Annotated in this window: 20 protein-coding genes; 8 read left to right on the top strand and 12 right to left on the bottom strand. The window is 33.0% G+C overall.

Annotation, left to right across the window (positions count from 1 at the left end):
- Positions 1-203 precede the first annotated feature (203 nt).
- From ychF to BIW12_RS15485, 8 genes are all read left to right on the top strand, one after another.
- Complete coding sequence (gene ychF, locus BIW12_RS15520; RefSeq protein WP_071185954.1) at positions 204-1,298, top strand: redox-regulated ATPase YchF; 1,095 nt, start codon at positions 204-206, stop codon at positions 1,296-1,298.
- Between the two features lie 108 nt (positions 1,299-1,406).
- Positions 1,407-1,943, top strand: coding sequence for an NADPH-dependent FMN reductase (locus BIW12_RS15515; RefSeq protein WP_071185953.1), 537 nt, complete (start codon positions 1,407-1,409; stop codon positions 1,941-1,943).
- A gap of 294 nt (positions 1,944-2,237) precedes the next feature.
- Positions 2,238-5,834, top strand: coding sequence for a PAS domain S-box protein (locus tag BIW12_RS15510; protein ID WP_071185952.1), 3,597 nt, complete (start codon positions 2,238-2,240; stop codon positions 5,832-5,834).
- A 6-nt stretch (positions 5,835-5,840) separates the two neighbouring features.
- A complete protein-coding gene (locus tag BIW12_RS15505) occupies positions 5,841-6,242 on the top strand; it encodes a response regulator (RefSeq protein WP_071185951.1) in 402 nt (133 codons plus the stop codon).
- A gap of 115 nt (positions 6,243-6,357) precedes the next feature.
- The gene (locus tag BIW12_RS15500; protein ID WP_071185950.1) at positions 6,358-8,220 is read left to right on the top strand and encodes a DNA topoisomerase IV subunit B; all 1,863 of its coding nucleotides are present in this window, start codon (positions 6,358-6,360) and stop codon (positions 8,218-8,220) included.
- A gap of 5 nt (positions 8,221-8,225) precedes the next feature.
- The gene (locus tag BIW12_RS15495; protein WP_071185949.1) at positions 8,226-8,636 is read left to right on the top strand and encodes a nucleotidyltransferase substrate binding protein; all 411 of its coding nucleotides are present in this window, start codon (positions 8,226-8,228) and stop codon (positions 8,634-8,636) included.
- Positions 8,636-8,938 (top strand): nucleotidyltransferase family protein, encoded by a 303-nt coding sequence (locus BIW12_RS15490; protein WP_071185948.1) that lies wholly within the window; start codon positions 8,636-8,638, stop codon positions 8,936-8,938. The genes BIW12_RS15495 and BIW12_RS15490 overlap by 1 nt, the downstream gene beginning before the upstream one ends.
- Positions 8,939-8,954: 16 nt before the next feature.
- Positions 8,955-11,690: a DNA gyrase/topoisomerase IV subunit A gene (locus BIW12_RS15485; protein WP_071185947.1), complete on the top strand. Its 2,736-nt coding sequence runs from the start codon at positions 8,955-8,957 to the stop codon at positions 11,688-11,690.
- Positions 11,691-11,721: 31 nt separating this feature from the next.
- Here the strand turns inward: BIW12_RS15485 and BIW12_RS15480 are convergent, their stop codons facing one another.
- The 12 genes from BIW12_RS15480 to BIW12_RS15425 form a co-directional block, all read right to left on the bottom strand.
- Positions 11,722-12,375, bottom strand: a complete 654-nt coding sequence (locus BIW12_RS15480) for a 3'-5' exonuclease (protein WP_083382148.1) — start codon at positions 12,373-12,375, stop codon at positions 11,722-11,724.
- A complete protein-coding gene (locus BIW12_RS15475; protein ID WP_071185946.1) occupies positions 12,375-14,309 on the bottom strand; it encodes a DUF294 nucleotidyltransferase-like domain-containing protein in 1,935 nt (644 codons plus the stop codon). Before BIW12_RS15475 ends, BIW12_RS15480 begins: the two co-directional genes overlap by 1 nt.
- A 152-nt stretch (positions 14,310-14,461) precedes the next feature.
- Positions 14,462-15,232, bottom strand: a complete 771-nt coding sequence (locus BIW12_RS15470) for a TerC family protein (protein WP_071185945.1) — start codon at positions 15,230-15,232, stop codon at positions 14,462-14,464.
- Between the two features lie 34 nt (positions 15,233-15,266).
- Positions 15,267-15,656, bottom strand: coding sequence for a DNA topoisomerase IV (locus tag BIW12_RS15465; RefSeq protein WP_071185944.1), 390 nt, complete (start codon positions 15,654-15,656; stop codon positions 15,267-15,269).
- A 35-nt stretch (positions 15,657-15,691) separates the two neighbouring features.
- Positions 15,692-16,534, bottom strand: coding sequence for a DUF922 domain-containing protein (locus BIW12_RS15460; protein ID WP_071185943.1), 843 nt, complete (start codon positions 16,532-16,534; stop codon positions 15,692-15,694).
- 2 nt (positions 16,535-16,536) lie between these two features.
- Entirely contained in the window at positions 16,537-17,109 is a 573-nt protein-coding gene (locus tag BIW12_RS15455) for a pentapeptide repeat-containing protein (RefSeq protein ID WP_071185942.1), read from the bottom strand.
- Positions 17,109-17,411 carry a type II toxin-antitoxin system RelE/ParE family toxin gene (locus tag BIW12_RS15450; RefSeq protein ID WP_071185941.1) on the bottom strand — a complete coding sequence of 101 codons (303 nt, stop codon included), beginning with the start codon at positions 17,409-17,411 and terminating at the stop codon, positions 17,109-17,111. Before BIW12_RS15450 ends, BIW12_RS15455 begins: the two co-directional genes overlap by 1 nt.
- Positions 17,396-17,626: a hypothetical protein gene (locus tag BIW12_RS15445; protein ID WP_071185940.1), complete on the bottom strand. Its 231-nt coding sequence runs from the start codon at positions 17,624-17,626 to the stop codon at positions 17,396-17,398. The genes BIW12_RS15450 and BIW12_RS15445 overlap by 16 nt, the downstream gene beginning before the upstream one ends.
- A gap of 134 nt (positions 17,627-17,760) precedes the next feature.
- The gene (locus BIW12_RS15440) at positions 17,761-17,982 is read right to left on the bottom strand and encodes a DUF6095 family protein (RefSeq protein ID WP_071185939.1); all 222 of its coding nucleotides are present in this window, start codon (positions 17,980-17,982) and stop codon (positions 17,761-17,763) included.
- 83 nt (positions 17,983-18,065) lie between these two features.
- A complete protein-coding gene (gene murQ / locus BIW12_RS15435) occupies positions 18,066-18,881 on the bottom strand; it encodes an N-acetylmuramic acid 6-phosphate etherase (RefSeq protein WP_071185938.1) in 816 nt (271 codons plus the stop codon).
- A 39-nt stretch (positions 18,882-18,920) separates the two neighbouring features.
- Entirely contained in the window at positions 18,921-19,616 is a 696-nt protein-coding gene (locus BIW12_RS15430; protein ID WP_071185937.1) for a ZIP family metal transporter, read from the bottom strand.
- Positions 19,616-20,380 carry an SAM-dependent methyltransferase gene (locus BIW12_RS15425; RefSeq protein WP_071185936.1) on the bottom strand — a complete coding sequence of 255 codons (765 nt, stop codon included), beginning with the start codon at positions 20,378-20,380 and terminating at the stop codon, positions 19,616-19,618. The genes BIW12_RS15430 and BIW12_RS15425 overlap by 1 nt, the downstream gene beginning before the upstream one ends.
- Positions 20,381-20,429: the final 49 nt, after the last annotated feature.

Here is a 20,429-nt window from a genome sequence, read left to right as displayed (position 1 = left end):
TGGAATTCTTAAAAGATAGATAAATTAACGGATCAGTATTGGGAAAAGCAATAATAAAAATGCTTGTTTTATGATCTTAAAAGTGGTGCAGTATTAATTTTATAAATATGCTCTCTATAGATTTTTATATCTTATATTTGCAACCGTTTAATTTAAAATCTAAAGGGCTTTAGCTGTAATGGCTGGCTGTAAACAATACGATCATGAAAGCAGGAATTGTAGGATTACCAAATGTAGGGAAATCAACTTTATTTAATTGTTTGTCTAACGCTAAGGCGCAAAGTGCCAACTTTCCGTTTTGTACTATCGAACCTAATATTGGTGTGGTAAACGTACCGGATCCTCGTATTAATAAATTAGAAGAATTAGTAAAACCGGAGCGTGTTCAAATGGCAACTGTTGATATTGTTGATATTGCAGGTTTGGTAAAAGGAGCCAGTAAAGGTGAAGGGCTTGGAAATCAATTTTTGGGTAATATCAGAGAATGTAACGCGATTATTCACGTTTTGCGTTGTTTTGATAATGATAATATTGTTCACGTAGACGGAAATGTAAATCCAATTCGTGATAAAGAAACAATAGACATCGAATTGCAGTTGAAGGATTTAGAAACGGTTGAAAAACGTTTGGAAAAAGTAAATCGTGCTGCTAAAACAGGAAATAAAGAAGCGCAGGCTGAAAAAGCACTTTTAGATAGAATTCGTGAAACTTTATTACAAGGTAAATCAGCTCGTACGGTAGTTCCTCAAAATAATGATGAAGAAGAATTGATGGAGGATTTTCAGTTGATTACTACTAAGCCGGTTTTGTATGTATGTAATGTTGATGAGTCATCGGCGGTAAGTGGTAATCAGTATGTTGAGCAGGTGCGCGAAATGGTAAAAGATGAAAATGCTGAAGTTATTGTGCTTTCAGTTGGTGCTGAGGCTGATATTACCGAATTAGAAAGTTATGAAGAGCGTCAGATGTTTTTACAGGATTTAGGTTTAACTGAGCCTGGTTCTTCTGTTTTAATTCGTGCCGCTTATAAATTATTGAATTTACAGACTTACTTTACTGCAGGAGTAAAAGAAGTTCGTGCCTGGACTATAAAAATTGGCGATACAGCTCCAAAAGCGGCTGGAGTAATCCATACTGATTTTGAAAAAGGATTTATTCGTGCAGAGGTAATTGCATTTGGTGATTATGAAACTTATGGTTCTGAATCTAAAGTTAAAGAAGCAGGAAAATTACGTGTAGAAGGAAAAGAATATGTTGTTAAAGATGGAGATGTAATGCACTTTAGGTTTAATGTGTAGTTATTAGAATAAAGAAAATAGAAAAAAACTGCTGGAGAAATTCAGCAGTTTTTTTATTTGAAATTGGTATTTCAAATTTTATTACTTTTAAAAATAAAATAAAAGATTATGAAAATTATAGCCTTTGGCGCAAGCCCCAGTAAAAATTCTATCAATAAGAAGTTAGCGACTTATGCTTCGTCACTTTTTGTAAATGCTGAAGTAGAAGTGTTGGATTTGAATGATTATCAAATGCCACTTTTTAGCGTTGATGTCGAAGCAGAAATAGGTCAGCATGAATTGGCGAAAGCTTTTTTGGTAAAAATAGAATCTGCTGATTTTGTAGTCATTTCTTTGGCAGAAAATAATGGAAATTATTCAGCTGCTTTCAAGAATTTATACGATTGGTGTTCCCGAATTAACGGAAAAGTTTTTCAGGGAAAATCACTGTTGCTTTTGGCTACTTCGCCGGGAGCCAGAGGAGGTGCATCAGTATTAGAAATTGCCAAAAATGCTTTTCCACGTTATGGTGCCGATATAAAAGCTGTTTTTTCATTGCCAAGTTTCAATGATAATTTTGATGTTGAAAACGGAAAGATTTCTAATGAGGAATTTGATAATCAATTAAAGGAAATTGTTAAGAATATTCAATTCCAGAATCCATAGTTCTAATTTTTTTAAGTTGAAATTATAGGTGTTTTTTTCTGGTTTATGTAATAGAAGCTTGTTTGTTGATTTTTAGGTGATTGACTTGTAAATGGTATAAAAAAATATTTTTAGTATTATTTATGTTTGTTTTTTTTAGTTTTTGTGTTAATTACCTGTGAAATTAATTTGAGCTTCAGTCTAAAATGTTCTAGGTTTAGAATGGATATTTTTTATATTTGCCTGACTCTTCATTGTCTTATTTGCTTTTGGGCACTACAATGATTTTATATTGATTTCTGTTAATTCGTAAATATGGTAAATAAGTTAAAAGCATCTGTAGAATTAACACTGTTAGTATTTATCATGACCTTATTTATTATAGGAATTGGTATTTATGGTATTTTAGAAATAAGACAATTAAATAATAGTTCGAAAGAATTATACAACGACAGAATGCTACCAATGGATCAATTGGCAGATATTCGTTTTCATACTTCTAGTATAATTGCTACTGCACATCAGGTTGATAATAATACGATTTCTTATAGTGAAGCATTGCAAAAGCTAACTCAGGCTCAGGATAGCATTAAAGTAAATTGGGAAAATTATAGATTCACTTATTTTACAGATAAAGAAAAGAAGTTGGTTTCTAAAATGACTGTTAATATTAATCAGACCAATAATACAATTGAAAAATTAAAATTAATATTAAAAAAAGAGGATAGCAGTTTACTTCATTCTATTCTCAAAAATCAATTGTACTCTGAATTAAATTCAGTAATAATTAGTGCCACTAATTTACTTCATTTACAAGTTGAAATTGGAAAAAAAATTAATAAAAACAACGACAAAGTTTACAGTAGTTATAGCCAAAAATTTTTGTGGATTCTATTTATAACCTTTCTCTTTGTTCTTCCGTTTACCTATTATCTTATAAAGAAGAACAGTACTATTATAAGTAGCTTAAATCTCAATGCGGTCAAGCTTTTTCTTTCTGAAAAAAATTACCGGAATCTGATTGAATATGCTGGAGAAGCTATTTTAATTTTGAATGAAGCAACAGAAATTATTGACTTAAATGATGCTGCTTGTGTTTTATTAGGATATACACGAGAGGAGTTGCTTAAGATGAGGATTTCAAATTTAGTGTCTCCAGAAGATGTTGAGAAACAAAAAGAAGATATCAATTCTGTTATAAAGAACAAATTTGCAATAATCAATAGAAAAATAAGAAGAAAAGATGGTGTTTTTATTGAAACCGAAATCAGTAATAGATTGATGGAGGGTAAAGGTTTTTTTGCTATTGTTCATGATATTACCGCACGTAAAAAAACAGAAGAAGCAATAAAGAAATCAGAAGAAAAATACAGGTATTTGTTTGATAATAATCCTGCTTATATTATTATTTGGGATATAGAAACATTGGCTATTTTAGAAATAAACAATGCTGTTTTAAATAAGTATGGTTATACTAAAGAAGAATGGGAAAGAATGTCGGTTTTAGATTATCGTCCTCAAGAAGATTATAATGACATAAAAGATTTTGCTCAATATATGATGATCAATGAAGAGTCTATTTCTAAAAGAAATTGGCGTCATTGTAAGAAAAACGGAGAGGAAATGATTATGGAGATAGCTTCTCATAAGATTAAGTATAATAACCGGAAAGCTGTGCTTTCTTTGGCAAAAGATATCACTGCTCAAGCAAAAGCAGAAGCTCAATTAATTGAAAGGGAAGCTCAATTGGATTTGTTTATTGAACACAGTCCGGCATCTTTAGCAATGTTTGATACTAATATGTGTTATTTAGCAACAAGTCGTCGTTGGATGGTAGATTACAATCTTTTAGGTCAAGATATTATTGGAAAAAGCCATTATGAAGTTTTTCCGGAAATTGGTCAGGAATGGAAAGATATTCATCAGCGATGCTTGCAGGGAGCGATTGAAAAAAGAGAGGAAGATTCTTTTTTGAGAGCCAATGGAACTGTGGATTGGATGAAATGGGAAATACGTCCTTGGTACAAATCGTCTAACGAATTAGGTGGTATTATTATGTTTACTGAAGTGATAACCGAACGTAAGAAAGCTACTGAATTGTTTAAAAAACAATTTGAAAATTCTCCCGATATTATTTTATATGTAAATCAATTTTATAAAATTGAAGCTATTAATAGGGTGCATCCAAAGGTAGGGACAAAGGAAGATGTTGTAGGTATGGATTGCATTGATATTTTACCGGAAGAAAGTCGTAAAGATGCAAAAGAGGCTATAGTGAAATGTTTTGCTACTGGGGAAAGTCAGGAAATTGAAAACGCATTAAACCACCAACGTTGGGTACGTTCAAGAATAGTTCCTTTGGTTGTTAATAATGAGGTTACTCATGTAATGATTTTTGCAACTGATTTGTCAGAACGAAAACAAGCTGAACTTAAACTTAAACAGAGTGAGGAGAAACATCGGGTTTTGACAGAAAATATAAGTGATGCCATTCTGCTTTTAGATGAAAATGCTAAAATTGTTTATCAAAGTCCTTCGGCTGAGAAAATATCAGGTTATAGCTATGAAGAGGCTAGAGATAGATGTTTCACTGAATTTTTAACCTTGGAAGAAATAACACGAGGGAAACTTTTTGTAGAAGAAGTGATGAAATCTCCTAATGAGCCAAAACAAAATCAATTTAGACTTATTCATAAAAACGGACAAGAAATTTGGGTAGAGGGAACAGCTTTGAATTTACTGGAAAAAGATAGTGTAAATGCAATAATTGTAAACTATAGGGATATTTCTAAAAGAAAAGAATTAGAAGTTCAACAGGCTTTAACAGCTTCTATAGTTAATTCATCTGATGATGCTATTATTAGTACAACATTGGATAATGTTATTACTTCCTGGAACAAAGGGGCAGAAAAAATATTGGGTTATTCAGCAGAGGAAATGATAGGAGGTACTATTTTAAAGTTTATTCCGGAGTATTTAAAAGGAGAGGAAAAAGAAATTTCGGCTCAAATAGTTATTGGACAAGCTGTTGATCATTTTGAAACGATAAGACAAAAGAAAAACGGAGAACTTATTTATGTTTCATTGACTATTTCGCCTATTTATGACAAATTAGGCAATGTGGTAGGAGCCTCAAAGATTATGAGGGATATTACTGAGAGTAAGACATTTGAAAATGAATTAATTCGTTATAATACCGAATTAAAAAAAACAAACGCCGAATTAGACCGATTTGTATATAGTGTTTCGCATGATCTAAGAGCGCCTCTTAAATCGATGTTGGGACTTATTTATATAACAACTGAGGATGTTAGAGAAAATGAAATGCTCGATAATAGTTTACCAATTATAGAAAGATTGGATTTATTGGATAAAAGCGTTGCTAAACTAGATGGTTTTATTGAAGATATACTTGATTATTCCAGAAATGCCCGTTTGGAATTAGTCTATGAGGAAATTGATTTTGAAAGCTTAGTTCATGAGGTAAAAAGCCAACTTAAGTTTACAGATGAAAGTCAAATTGATTTTAGTGTTTCAGTAAAATCCAAACAGCAATTTTCGTCGGATTGTCAAAGATTGAAGGTCGTTTTAAATAATATTATTTCAAATGCTTATAAATATTCAGATACCGCAAAAGAAAAATCTTTTATAAATGTTGCTTTTTCTCCTGATACAACTAAGGCAACTATTATTATTGAGGATAATGGAATAGGTATTGTAGAAAGTGATCGAGAAAAAATATTTGATATGTTTTATCGTGCTACTACAGTTTCAACTGGTTCGGGTCTTGGGTTATATATTGCTAAAGAAACAATAGATAAACTTGGTGGTAAAATTAGTGTTGAATCTGAGTATGGAAAAAAATCAAAATTTTATATTGAAATACCTAATAAAATCAATCTGTTAAACTGATTTTTTATGAAAACCAACCACATTTTATTAATTGACGACAATGAAATTGATAATATTGTCAATAATCATGTCATTATAAAAAGTAAAATAGCTGAAAAGATTACAATTAAAAAATCTGCCATAGCTGCATTAGAATATTTAAAATGTCAAGAAGGCAACACTATGGAATTTCCAGATTTGATTTTTTTAGATATCTCAATGCCTGTTATGGATGGTTTTGGATTTTTGGAAGAAATAATGAAATTTTCCAAACCTAAAGAGAAACAGTTCTCTGTTGTTATGCTTAGTTCATCTGATAATCCGAATGATATTAAAAGAGCAATGAGTTTTGAAGTTGTGATTGATTTTTTTACTAAGCCATTACGAATTGGTATGATAGAGGATTTGATTAAGAACAAAAATTTGTAAAATATAGATTTTGTATTAAATCTGTTTTGTCAATATCATTTTTAATAACTTTGGAAAGAAGCACTTTTAAAATATATCGAGATATGTTATATTAGCAGAAAATCCACAGAATTTAATGTCAGAGCAAAGTAAATATACCGAAGATAATATTCGGTCACTCGACTGGAAAGAACATATCCGTATGCGTCCCGGTATGTATATCGGAAAATTAGGAGACGGGTCCTCGCCCGATGATGGTATCTATATTTTACTAAAAGAAGTTATTGATAACTGTATCGATGAATTTGTCATGGGTACAGGAAAAACTATTGAGGTAAGCATCAAGGATAAAACCGTGGCTGTTAGAGATTATGGTCGTGGGATTCCATTGGGGAAAGTGGTGGATGTGGTTTCCAAGATGAATACCGGAGGAAAGTATGACTCTTTAGCTTTTAAAAAATCGGTTGGTTTAAATGGAGTAGGTACCAAGGCAGTGAATGCTTTGTCTAATTATTTTCGTGTAGAATCGGTACGAGAAGACAAACAAAAGGCTGCTGAGTTCTCTGCCGGTAATTTGGTTTTGGAAGAAGATATTATTGAAACTACCAAACGAAAAGGAACCAAAGTTACTTTTACTCCTGATGAGGCAATTTTTAAAAACTATAAATTCCGTAATGAATATGTAGTGAAAATGCTGAAGAATTATTGTTATCTGAATGCAGGATTAACAATAATTTACAATGGCGAAAAATATTTTTCAGATAATGGACTGAAAGATTTATTAGATGAAAATATTGCTATCGAGGATATGGTTTATCCAATTATTCATCTGAAAGGAGAGGATATTGAAATAGCTTTAACGCACAGTAAGTCACAATATAGCGAAGAATACCATTCTTTCGTAAATGGACAAAACACCACTCAGGGAGGGACACATTTAGTCGCTTTTAGGGAAGCGATTGTAAAAACTATCCGTGAGTTTTATAATAAAGGTTTTGAGCCTTCGGATATTCGAAAATCGATTGTCAGTGCGATAAGCTTGAAGGTTATGGAACCTGTTTTCGAATCGCAAACCAAAACCAAATTAGGTTCTACAGATATGGGTTCTGATCCCGGAATGCCTTCGGTACGTACTTATGTCAATGATTTTGTCAAAAATAATTTAGATAATTATCTGCATAAAAATCCGGAAACTGCCGACTTGCTTTTGCGTAAAATTTTGCAAGCAGAAAGGGAGCGTAAGGAACTTTCGGGTATTCGAAAATTAGCCAAAGACAGAGCTAAGAAAGCGAGTTTGCACAATAAAAAATTGCGTGATTGCCGCGTGCATTTACCCGATATTAAGAACCCACGTTATTTAGAAAGTACCCTTTTTATTACCGAGGGAGATTCGGCTTCCGGGTCGATTACGAAATCGCGCGATGTAAACACACAGGCTGTATTTAGTTTGCGTGGTAAGCCTTTGAATTCATACGGAATGAGCAAAAAAATTGTTTATGAAAATGAAGAATTCAACTTATTGCAAGCCGCTTTGGATATCGAGGACGATATGGAAAACCTGCGCTACAACAACATTGTTATCGCAACCGATGCCGATGTCGATGGAATGCACATCCGTTTGTTGTTGATTACATTTTTTCTGCAATTTTTCCCGGAGTTAATCAAAGAAGGGCATTTGTATATTTTGCAAACGCCACTTTTTAGAGTTCGAAATAAAAAAGAAACTATTTATTGCTATTCTGAAGAAGAACGAAAAGCAGCCATAGAGAAATTAAAACCAAAACCTGAAATCACCCGATTCAAGGGATTGGGAGAGATTTCGCCAAATGAGTTTCAGTTTTTTATTGGTGAAGATATTCGATTAGATCCTGTTATGATGGATAAACATACTTCGGTAGAACAATTGTTATCCTTCTATATGGGTAAAAATACTCCTGACCGACAAGAATTTATCATCAAGAATTTGAAGGTGGAGTTGGATACAATTGAAGAAGCTTAGAATTTATGGAAAATCAGGATATTCGTTGGAAACAGAGGTTTGAACATTTTGTAAATGCATTTAAGCAATTAAAAAATGCTAAGCAACTTAAAGAAGAAAGAGATTTTACTGAATTAGAACTACAAGGGGTAATTCAGGCATTTGAAGTTTCTCAAGAATTGTCTTGGAAAGTAATGAAAGATTTCTTGGAAGAACAAGGAAAAACAGATTTGTTTGGTAGTAAAAATGCTGTAAAAGAAGCTTTTAATGTTGGACTTATTTCTAAAGGAGAAGTCTGGCTAGATATGATTAAAAGCAGAAATCTTACTTCTCATATTTATGATGAGAAAGAGGTTTTGGCTATTTTGGAGATTATATTGAATGATTATTTTCCTGTTTTCATCGATTTTGAAAATAAAATGAAAAGCCTTTTATAATGTTTGGAATTTATCCTAAAAGCTATCAGGAAATTTTGATGATTTTTGAAGATTGTCTTTCAATTGATGAGGTAGTTATCTATGGTTCCAGAGCCAAGGGAAATTATAGGGAAGGTTCAGATATTGATATTACATTAAAAGGAGAGGTGACCAAAGAAGATTTAAATAAGTTATGGCATAAATTAGATGATAGTTTTATCCCTTATAAATTTGATATATCGATTTATAAGGATTTGAAATCTGAAAGTTTAATAGAACATATCCAAAGAGTTGGTAAAACTTTTTATAAAAGAAAAAACTGAAATAAATTCAGCATAAATGAAAGACGAAGAAGACGATAACATAATTCCAGATAACGAAGAAAATAATTCTGAAGAGAATCCTATTGATGAAAATCAAGATGGAGCCGATGCTGATGAAATTATTCACGTAGATGCTAAGCACTTTGAAGGAGAGCATTTTTACGATCAGGATGAAGAAGGAGATGGCAATGATACCATTACCAAAGTTACCGGTATGTACAAGGACTGGTTTTTGGATTATGCTTCTTATGTAATTCTGGAACGTGCCGTTCCTGCCATAGAGGATGGTTTTAAACCCGTTCAACGCCGTATTATGCACTCTTTGAAAGAGTTGGATGATGGGCGTTATAATAAAGTGGCTAATGTTGTAGGGCATACCATGCAATACCACCCTCACGGAGATGCCAGTATTGCTGATGCGATGGTGCAAATAGGTCAAAAAGATTTATTGATAGATTGTCAGGGAAACTGGGGTAATATTTTAACGGGCGATGGAGCTGCGGCTTCCCGTTATATCGAAGCACGTTTGTCAAAATTTGCTTTGGAGGTTTTGTATTCGCCAAAAATCACTGATTGGGGCGTTTCTTATGACGGACGTCGTGCTGAACCAAATAATCTTCCGGTTAAATTTCCGTTGCTTTTGGCGCAAGGAGCTGAGGGAATTGCCGTGGGACTTTCCACTAAAGTCCTGCCTCATAATTTCAATGAATTAATTGATGCTTCGATAAAAATATTAAAAGGAAAGCCTTTTACGTTATATCCTGATTTTATGACTGCGGGTATTGCCGATGTGTCTAATTACAATGATGGTATGCGTGGCGGGCGTGTACGTGTGCGTGCTAAGATTTCGCAAATTGATAAAAACACTTTAGCAATTACCCAAATTCCGTTTTCGACAAATACATCGACTTTGATTGATAGTATTTTGAAAGCCAATGACAAAGGGAAAATCAAAATCAAGAAAATTGAAGACAATACCGCCGCCGATGTTGAGATTTTAATTCACCTTTATCCGGGAGTTTCTCCTGATAAAACCATTGATGCTTTATTTGCTTTCACGGCCTGTGAGACTTCGGTAGCGCCTTTAGGCTGTGTGATTGAGGATAATAAACCTTTGTTCATAGGAGTTTCGGCGATGTTGAAAATATCGACCAATAGAACGGTCGATTTACTTCGTCAGGAATTGGAAATTCATTTAGAGGAATTAAAAAATAAATGGCATTTTTCTACTTTAGAAAAAATCTTCATTCGTGAAGAAATGTACATCGATTTCAAATTGTATCATGATAAAGAATCATTATTCAAATACATGTATGATCGTTTTGAGCCTTTTACAAAATCATTCGTCAGAGAAATTAATGATGACGATTTGCAACGATTGACTCAAATTCCGATGATTCGTATCACTCGTTTTGACTCTGACAAAGCCGATGAATTTATCGCTAAGTTAGAAGATGAGATGAGGGAAGTGGAACATAACTTAGAACATATAATTGATTTTGCTATTGCTTATTTTACCAAATTAAAAGAAAAATACGGTAAAGGACGTGAACGCCAAACCGAATTACGCATTTTTGATGATATTGAAGCAACAAAAGTAGTATTGAGAAATACCAAGTTGTATGTGGATAGAGCAGAAGGTTTTGTAGGAACCAGCTTGAAAAAAGATGAATATGTAACGGATTGTTCCGATATTGATGATGTGATTGTTTTTCTGCGTGACGGAAGTATGATGATTACTAAAGTCGATGCAAAAACCTTCGTGGGTAAAGACATTATTCATATCGCTATTTTTGACAAAAGTGATAAACGTACCATTTATAACATGGTGTACCGCGACGGAAAATCAGGACCTTCTTATATCAAGCGATTTAATGTTTCGGGAATTACCAGAGACAAAATGTATGATTTGACAAATGGTACCAAAGGTTCTCAAGTCTTGTATTTTACCTGTAATCCTAACGGAGAAGCTGAGGTAATTACAGTTCTTTTACGTCAAATAAGCAGTATCAAGAAGTTGAAATTCGATTTGGATTTTGCTAAATTGGCAATTAAAGGTCGTGCTTCTAAAGGAAACCTGGTAACCAAATATCCAATTAAGAAAATCGAAATTAAGGAAAAAGGAATTTCGACTTTGTTACCAAGAAAAATTTGGTATGACGATACAGTACAACGTTTAAATGTTGACGGTAGAGGAGAATTATTGGGAGAATTTAGGCCAAGTGATAAAATTTTAATTATCCAGCAAACCGGTAAATTAAAGGTAATCATTCCTGAATTGACGACTCATTTTGAACCCGATATGATTGTTTTGGAAAAATGGATTCCTAAAAAACCTATTTCGGCTATTTATTTTGATGGAGAAAAGGAACGTTATTATTTAAAACGTTTTCTGGTGGAAACCGAAAATAAAGAAGATAGTTTTATTTCTGAACATCCTAATTCGCAATTAGAATTAGTTTCTACCGATTATCGTCCTGTAGTAGAATTGATTTTTCCAAAAATTAAAGGTGTACAAAAAGAATCGATAACGGTTGATGTTGAGAATTTTATTGCTGTAAAAGGATTTAAGGCCCTCGGAAATCAATTGACAACTGATAAATTAAAACAGGTAAATGCGTTAGAGCCTTTGCCTTATGAAGCTCCGGAAGAAATTATTGCCGAATCGCTGGAAGTAAGAGGCGAATTGAATGCTGATGATAGTGAAATTCAGCTGGAAGATGACGGACAAATAACCTTGTCTTTGGATTAGTAAAAAGCTTCTGCTGCGGCAGAAGCTTTTTTTATCGAAACAACTGATATAACATAATTTCATTTTTTTCTTTTAATTTACGTATAATTTTAAGGAAAGCGATTGCTGTAATATAAGCGTCTCCCATAGCGGTATGTCGGTCTTTTTTAGAAATATCAAATTTATCTGCCAGATCGTCTAAGGTATAATGGTCTTTATGCTGTAATAAGTTAGATTTTATTAGTGTTTTCTTGTATAAAATGGCTGTATCTAAGGTTTTGTTAGTTAGTTTCGCTAATCCGTTTCTTTCCAGAGCAGTATTAATCATAGTGATGTCAAACTTAGTATGATGAGCAATTATGATTGAGTCGCCCAAATAGTCCAAGAGTAATTGTAATACTTCAATTTCAGATTTGTGATTCAATACATCCCGTCTTATAATTCCGTGTATCTGAACACTGGATTTGTCAAAATGTTCCTGATCGATATAATGCTCAAAACTGTCCTGGACATTGATAGTCCCATTTTGTAAAACAATAGCACCTATACAAAGAATACGATCTGTAACATAATCAAAACCTGTAGTTTCGGTGTCTAAAACTACAAATCGTGCCGATTCAATAGGAATATTCAGACTCTCATCTATAGGTTCTTTTAGGATTCCTAAAATTTGAAGCGATTCAATGATTTTTTCTTTAATAGTCATTATATTGTAATTTTTCCGGGATTAAAACGCATCGAAATAACTTCTTGTAGTTCTTTTATGGTTTTAAATGCCCCTTTTAGTTTAACTTTTTCTAATTTAGAAAGCGCCTCTAGCTCGATAAATTGCCCTGAATCATGGTGTAAAAGACCTTGTTTGGTTCTGAATTTTAATAATGCTTTATACGAATAAGCACAGGATAAGTATAATTCTTTGTTTTGAGGTTCAAGTTCAGCTAATTTTTCAAATCGTTCATAAGTATTACTGATTCCTTTAACGGAATGGGATAAAATTAAAACCCTTGCCGCATCGGCCAGGGGCATCAAAGCACGACGTTTTATATCAAAGAAATCTTTGTGAGCACCGTCTTGTTCAACAAGAAATTGTCTAAAAAATCCTGTAGGCGATGGGCTTTGCAGTGCACCACTAACCAAGTGCACATAGAAAATAGGATTAGCATCAATATCTCCAAAAATATAATCGGCTAATTCATTAGCGAGTTCTCTATCGCCATAAGACAAGCTATAATCAAAAAAGATAAAAGATAGCAATACTTCGTCTTTTCCGGGTTTACTAATCCAGTCATGAACCAGTTCTTTCCATTGATTTAAACTCAAACACCATTTAGGATTGGAAGCCATCATTTCGGCAGGACAATATTCATAACCAATTTCAAATAACCCTTTGTTGACTTCAGCAGCTAATTCCAGAAAATATTTTCGGGTTTTTTCCTGTATTGCTTCCGGAACATCTTCATAGATTAAGGCGTTATCCTGATCGGTATGTAATAATTGTTCGCTACGACCTTGGCTTCCTAATGCTAGCCAGGAGAAACGTGCCGGAGGAGGCGTTTTCATTTTGGCTAAAGACAATTCGATTACCCTTTTAATACAAGCATCATTTAATTCGGTAATAATTTTAGATGTTAATGTTATCGGGATATTTTGATTCAAATAGCCTTGTAACAACTGCATAATTTTGGCACGAATAGGCTTAATTGCTTTGGCTTTTTTGACTCTTTTTAATGCTTTTATCAATACGGCAGGATTATTTCCCAGAGCGACCATCACATCATGTTTGGAAAGAATTCCTACCGCTTTTGTATTGGCTGTTCCGTCTTTTGTTAGACATAAATGACTGATATTACTTTTCATCATTGCCATTTGGGCTTGAGTAATCGTCATTTTTTTAGAATAGGTAATCACAGGAGAATTCATGATTACATCCGCTGTAGTATTAATTGAATATTCACCGGTTACAATTTTATTTCTTAAATCTTTATCGGTAATAATTCCTATGGGCAACATATCTTCTACTACCAGCATGGCTCCAATGTTTTTCTTGGTCATTGTTACTGCAATTTCTTTGGCGGTAGCCGCACGCGAACAAGTAATAATTTTTTTAGAATATTTAATGGGTTGTAAATCCAAAATTTTATTATCGGTATCGATAACTTCTCCGGAGTTTTCACTATTAAAATCACTTCCATATAATTTGTCGCTATGACTTTTAGAAAAGGGATTTTGTGTGTTAGAAGCAAAACTGTCTATGATGAAGCTCCCAACATTTGAATTTTTTATGGCATAAGGTTTGAAAATGGCAATCGGGATGGCATAAAGGATGGTTTCTTCGTGCGTTCGAGCCTCCATTTTATAATTTTCATGCGCAATTAACGGACGTAAACCAAAAATATCGCCTTCGTCACACATATCTAAAATATCGTTTTTCTGATTTTTTAAAAGTTCGACAGCGCCTTTGTGAACCACATAAAAAGAATCATGGGTTTCTTCATTTTCAGTAAAAATTACTGCTCCTTTATCTTTGTAAATTATTGAAACCTGTTCCGAAAGTACTTCGATGTCGTGTTGATCTAAAAAATTAAAAGGAGGGAAGTTTTTTAAAAAGTCGGCTACCCTTTGCGAAATAGTGTTTTTCATTAAAAAATATTTTAGGCTGTATTGGTATCTGTTTTTAGAAAAGAAATTAGCAATTCTTTACTTTTTTATAGTTGCTAATGTATTAATTTTTATGTTCTCAAAAGCAAAAAAGCCCCTAATTAAGGAGCTTCTTTGCAATATTGTACGATGATTTATTTTTTTCTGGTGGTTTTCATATTTAATACTTCAACCAATAACGAAAAACTTATAGCAAAATACAAATAGCCTTTTGGAATTGGTGTAACATGACTGCCAAAAATTAGTGCATTAGATAAATGTGCACTTTCGGTAATCAGCATTAAACCTATTAATATTAAAAATGATAATCCTAAAATTTGAATGGAAGGGTTTTTGTTTACAAAAGTCCCCACAGGAACGGCAAATTGCATCATAATTAATACCGAAATAATTACTGCTGTAACCATAATATATAAGGCACCGGGAACTCCACTAGTCATCCCCACAGCTGTTAAAATACTGTCAAATGAAAATACTAAGTCAATTAAAATAATTTGTACAATAACACTACTAAAGGATTTTGCCGCCGATTTCCCTATTTCTTTTTCTTCCTCTCCTTTGTGATCTACTTTTTCTCTAATCTCATTGGTACTTTTATAAATTAAGAACAATCCACCTAATAAAAGAATGATACTTTGTCCGGAAATTTGAGCATCTATCCAGCTAAAATTAATTGTAAACCAAGGTTCTTTCATGGCAATTAAAATGGTAATTCCAAAAAGAAGAATGATACGCATAAACATGGCTAAAAACATACCAATTTTAGTTGCTTTTTTTCTACTTTCCTCAGGCAGCTTTCCTGTTGCTATCGATATAAAAATGATGTTGTCAATTCCCAGTACAATTTCCAGAAAAGTTAATGTTAATAAAGCGATCCAGGCATCAGGATTTAAAAATACTTCCATAGTATTAAGTTAAGATTAAAGAATAATGCGAATTTTATAATTCACCAATTTTAGTTACAGTTCCTTTTTGTTTTTGGTCAGAACCTACAATACCAAATTCAAAGGTATATGAATTTCCTGAAGTCGTCAAGATTTTCATACCAATTGATTTTTCTTCCGCCATATTTTTGGGATGCAGTTTTTTTAGCACATATTCGCAATCGTTTACCCAGCGGATAGAAGCTGTATCAGTTTTTCCTTCGAATGTTTCAATTTCGATACTGTCGTTGCGTTCAAAAAGGGTTACTTTTTTTACGCCGTCTACTTCATATTCAAAACGGAATTTTCCGGTTTTAAAATATTTACAGTTACGTTCTGCATTATAGCAGGAAGTTACAATTATCAAAAGTAAAGGAAAAATGAGTAATGTTTTTTTTATAGTCATTGTATTTATTATTTAAAATGATTTGCGAAAAGAAATTAATTTGCGGCAAATTCATCTAATTGCTTTAGTTCAGTTTCAATCATTTTTTTCCATTTTTTTTGCTCTAAAGTATCTCTTCCGTGATTAGTTTCTTTGTCGTATAGAATTTGTCTTTCTTTGTTTAAATCAAAATATTCATAAAATAGTTTGTTAGATTCTTTGACTAAGTTAAATGAGTTGAATTTATTTTCAGAAATTATTTTCCTCAATTTTCGAGCATATATTTCACTTAAATCAAAATGTAATTGTTCATGTTCTAAAAGAGATTGATTTTCTAAGTTCTTTGTTTTGACCCAACTTTCATCACAATGGAAAGAGTTTGTGATTTTTATTTTTGGTTTGTTAATTAAAGAGACAGTATTTGATTTGAGGGTAAATGTGCAACTAGTTTCAGCACCAAAAGGGTAGTTGTCTGAAGCAGGTTTACGCTTAAAATCAAACCAAGTAAGTTTTCTTTCTTTAGACCATTCTATTGTGTTTTCATGAATTTTATAATTAGGAACCTTGTAAATTGTTGCTTCTATACGATCACAAGAACTTTTTAAATCAGGTACTTTGTGCTCATTTATTTTAATAATATTAGCCCCATTTTCTCGACATATCTTTTTGTATTGTTCTATAATTTCATCAAAACTGCAATGTGTAGAAAATCCTTTGTCGGTAGATTTTATTGTTCCAATTTGTATTCCATCATTTTTAAAATCATCATCTTTATTTAATACTAAAATATATGTATCATCAGAGATTGGATTTTGTTTAGAAATTATTGTAGGGGTAATTCTAGGTGAACAAGAATTCAGAATAATGAACGATAAAATGATTAAAATATTTATTTTCATCTCTATTGAATTTTAATGTCGTATTTGTCTAAAAGTCCCGGGATTCCCTGCATCGAAAATTTAGCTTTTCGCATCGGGTTGAATTCAGGATCAATTTTATAATTGTAAGCTGTCAGGAAATTGACTTCCTTGAGTTCAGTATCATTAAAAACGGCATTGTCTAAATTACAATTATCAAAAACCGAATTGGAAAGGTTTGTTCCAATGAAACTCACTTCTTTCATTGAACAGGAATTGAACTTGGTTTTCGGCATTTTTGTATTCGAAAAAGAAGCGTAATCTAAAATGCAATCATTGAAACTTACAGCAAACATAAAATCGGCACAGCTGTTAAACTGAATTCCAAGTAATTTGCAATTTGAAAAATGAACTGTTTTCAAACTTGTCCCGCTTAAAGAAGTCATCGAAAGATTGCAATTAATGAATTCGCAATCCATAAAAGTATTATTTGAAAAATCACTATTGGAGAAATCACAGTTTTTAAAAACACAGTCTTCAAATTCGCGGTTGCTGACTTTTTTGTTTATAAAAACGACTTTGTCGAATGTTTTTTGAATATGAATTAAGTCTTCCATTAGAAGTTTTTGGGTTTTCTTGACGTATGTCTAATTCGAAGAATTTGAATGTTTTCAGGGGTGATTCTATAGGAAATCATATAGTCGTAAACAAAATAAACCCGAAAACTGCCATCGTTGTTATCCTTTTTTGGGTCAAGTTTGTAGATTTCCGGTTTGCTTTTAAGAATTTCGGTACTGTCAAAAATTTTATCGACTACTTTGTCAGCTACCTGAATGGATTTGCTTTCAAAAAGAATATAAAAATGAATATCTTCAAGCTGTTCTAAAGCATTTGAAGACCAAATTATTTTCTTCCCCATTTTTTTGACATTTCCTTAGCTTCATTTTCATTGTAAAAGTCACCTTTTTTTATGCTTTCCAATGCTTTTTCGATATCGATATTATAATCAATATCTGTAGTTTCAGAAGGGGAATTTGTAGTCAGTAAAAGACGTTTTAATTTTTCAACAAAAGAAGGATCTTTTACTTTGTCAATTTCTTGATGTATCCAATTTATTTCGGCTTGAATATCCATAATCAAATTTTTAGTAAAGGTACAAATTATACCAATTATATTTTTATTGGAGTTATCAATAAAGTTGTGGCATAATGCCGATATAACAAAATAATAGGACAATTTTTTGGACTATATATTTTGTATAATCGGTATTAATCGTTGAATAAAGCTTTCATCATGAATTTCAGTCCCAAAAAAATCAGATATACCGAAGCCAGACAAGCAATGATTCCGATTCCTAAAACCAGATAATGCCATACATTTTGCTGGTTCATAAAGGCATTGTGAATTAATGACGGACCAATAAAAAGCAAGGGCAAAGCGCCTGCTAAGTATCGGACTCCTTTGGATAATAATTCTTTGTTTGTTGCCATTTTGAAAAGTTAGAGGTTAGAAGTGGGAAGTTAGAAGTTAGGAGCGACACACGACACATAACCTATAACTCACAACTTTTAACTTATTTATTATTATAAAAATCAACTGCTTTGCGCACACTTCCGTGTTCTTTCAGTAATTGAGCGGCTTCTTCGTAGCTTACAGGAATTTCACCCATAATCATTTTAGTTCCGCGATCTACCAATTTGTTGTTACTTAATTGCATATCGACCATTTTGTTGCCTTTTACTTTTCCCAATTGAATCATCGTAGCAGTTGAAATCATATTCAGAACCAGTTTTTGAGCCGTTCCGGCTTTCATTCTGGAACTTCCTGTAACAAATTCTGGACCTACAACAACATCAATAGGGAATCTTGCTGTTTGCGAAAGCGGACTTCCTGCATTGCAGGAAATGCTTCCCGTGATAATATTATTTTTGTTGCAAGTTTCTAATCCACCAATAACATAAGGCGTTGTTCCGGAAGCTGCAATTCCTATTACCACATCATTCTCGTTGATGTTGAATTCCTGTAAATCAATCCAGGCTTGGGTTGCATTGTCTTCGGCATTTTCTACCGCTTTGCGAATGGCCTTATCGCCACCGGCAATAATTCCAACTACCAAATCAAATGGAACACCAAAAGTAGGCGGACATTCAGATGCATCGACCACTCCCAAACGTCCTGAAGTTCCGGCTCCAATGTAAAATAAACGCCCACCCAGTTTCATTTTAGCAACAATTTGAGTGACTAAAGTTTCTATTTGAGGCAAGGCTTTTTCAACAGCAAGCGGAACGGTTTTGTCTTCGTTATTGATATTAGAAAGTAAGTCAGAAACTGACATCTTTTCTAAATGCTCGTATTTTGAGGATTGTTCGGTGGTTTTTATGAAGGTCATTTTTTTAAGCTTTATTTGGTGTGTTTTAGTGATTAAAATTTATAAAAAATATGCCAATATAATTCCCAGTACAATCATCGAAACTTTAGCAATATTAAATTTATGGCCTTCGCTACTTTCGAAAATAATAGTTGAGGAAATATGAAATAAAATCCCGATTACTACAGCGGTAATTTGGTTATGATAATGGCTTAGAGGAGTAAGATAATCAGAGGCGAATGTTCCCAATGGTGTCATAAATGCAAAAGTAAGCATGAAGGCAAAAATAGCCTGTTTGTTTAAATGCGAATTAATGAAAAAGCTAGTTAGAATAATAGCAATAGGAAGGTGATGAATAGCAATTCCAAGAGCTAAATTATCGTGATTATGCCCCACAGGAAATCCTTCTAAAAACGCGTGAATACAAAGACTGATGAACAACAACCACGGAATATGCGACATGTTAGGGTGTCCGTGTACGTGACCATGCTCGGCACCTTTTGAGAAAAATTCCAGTATAATTTGGAACAAAATCCCCAGCATAATAAAAATCCCTGCATTGTGATTGTGACTTTCATCAACACCATGATTGTGACTTTCGTAAATCTCAGGGAGTAAGTGCATTACCGTCAAAGAAAGCAAAAAAGAACCACTAAAAGCTAACAGTAACTTTAGATTGGTTTTCTTTTTAGGTTTGAGGACTAAGGCAATGATGTAACCTATTAGTACAGAAAGTAAGGGTAAAAGGTAGTTCATTATTTGAAAATAAGGATAAGTCGTTCGCTTTCTGTTTTGTGAAATTTTTTCAGTTTATAATCTCCAAAAATATCCAAAAGATAAATTCCAGCTTCTTCCATCATGGTTTCGAAGTCCTGTAAAGTCAGGGCTTTTACTTTTTCGGTAAAATGATATTTATGACCTTGGTCTTCAAAATCAATTTCTTTAAATATATGACCGTCGGCTACATAGCGTTTCAGGTGAAAATCGATTCCGTCCACTGTTTTTACTTCTTCGGGAACCAGGGTTTCAATTACCTGATTGACATTCATAAAGTCAATTACGGCAAATCCATAGTCTGATAAACTGTTTTTGATGGCTTTTAAAGTCGTTAAATTGTCGTCATCATTTTCGAAATAACCAAAACTGGTAAACAAATTAAAAATGGCATCATACTTTTCTTCGAATTCTTCGCGCATGTCGTGTACTTTAAAATGCAGGGTATCATTCGAATTTTTGCTGGCTTCAGCAATGCTGTTTTCAGATAAATCAGCACCAATGACATCAAAACCCAATTGGTTCAAATAGATAGCGTGACGACCTTTGCCACAAGCTAAATCCAAGACTTTAGCTTTTTCAGGAAGATTTAAATAATGTGTTAAGTTATCCATGAAAAGCTGTGCTTCTTTGTCATTTCGTTCTTTGTAGAGAATGTGATAATAGGGAGTGTCAAACCAGGAGCTGAACCATGTTTCATTTGGTTGGTCTTGATTTGTATTAGTTGTTTCTTGTGCTTCGGACATTTATTCTTTTCAATTAATTCTATCCCGCAAATTTAGTGTATTTTTGCGG

The sequence above is a fragment of the Flavobacterium commune genome, assembly GCF_001857965.1.
Taxonomy (GTDB): domain Bacteria; phylum Bacteroidota; class Bacteroidia; order Flavobacteriales; family Flavobacteriaceae; genus Flavobacterium; species Flavobacterium commune.
Note: the sequence above shows the minus strand (reverse complement) of the source record. Positions and strands in the feature narration are given on the sequence as shown.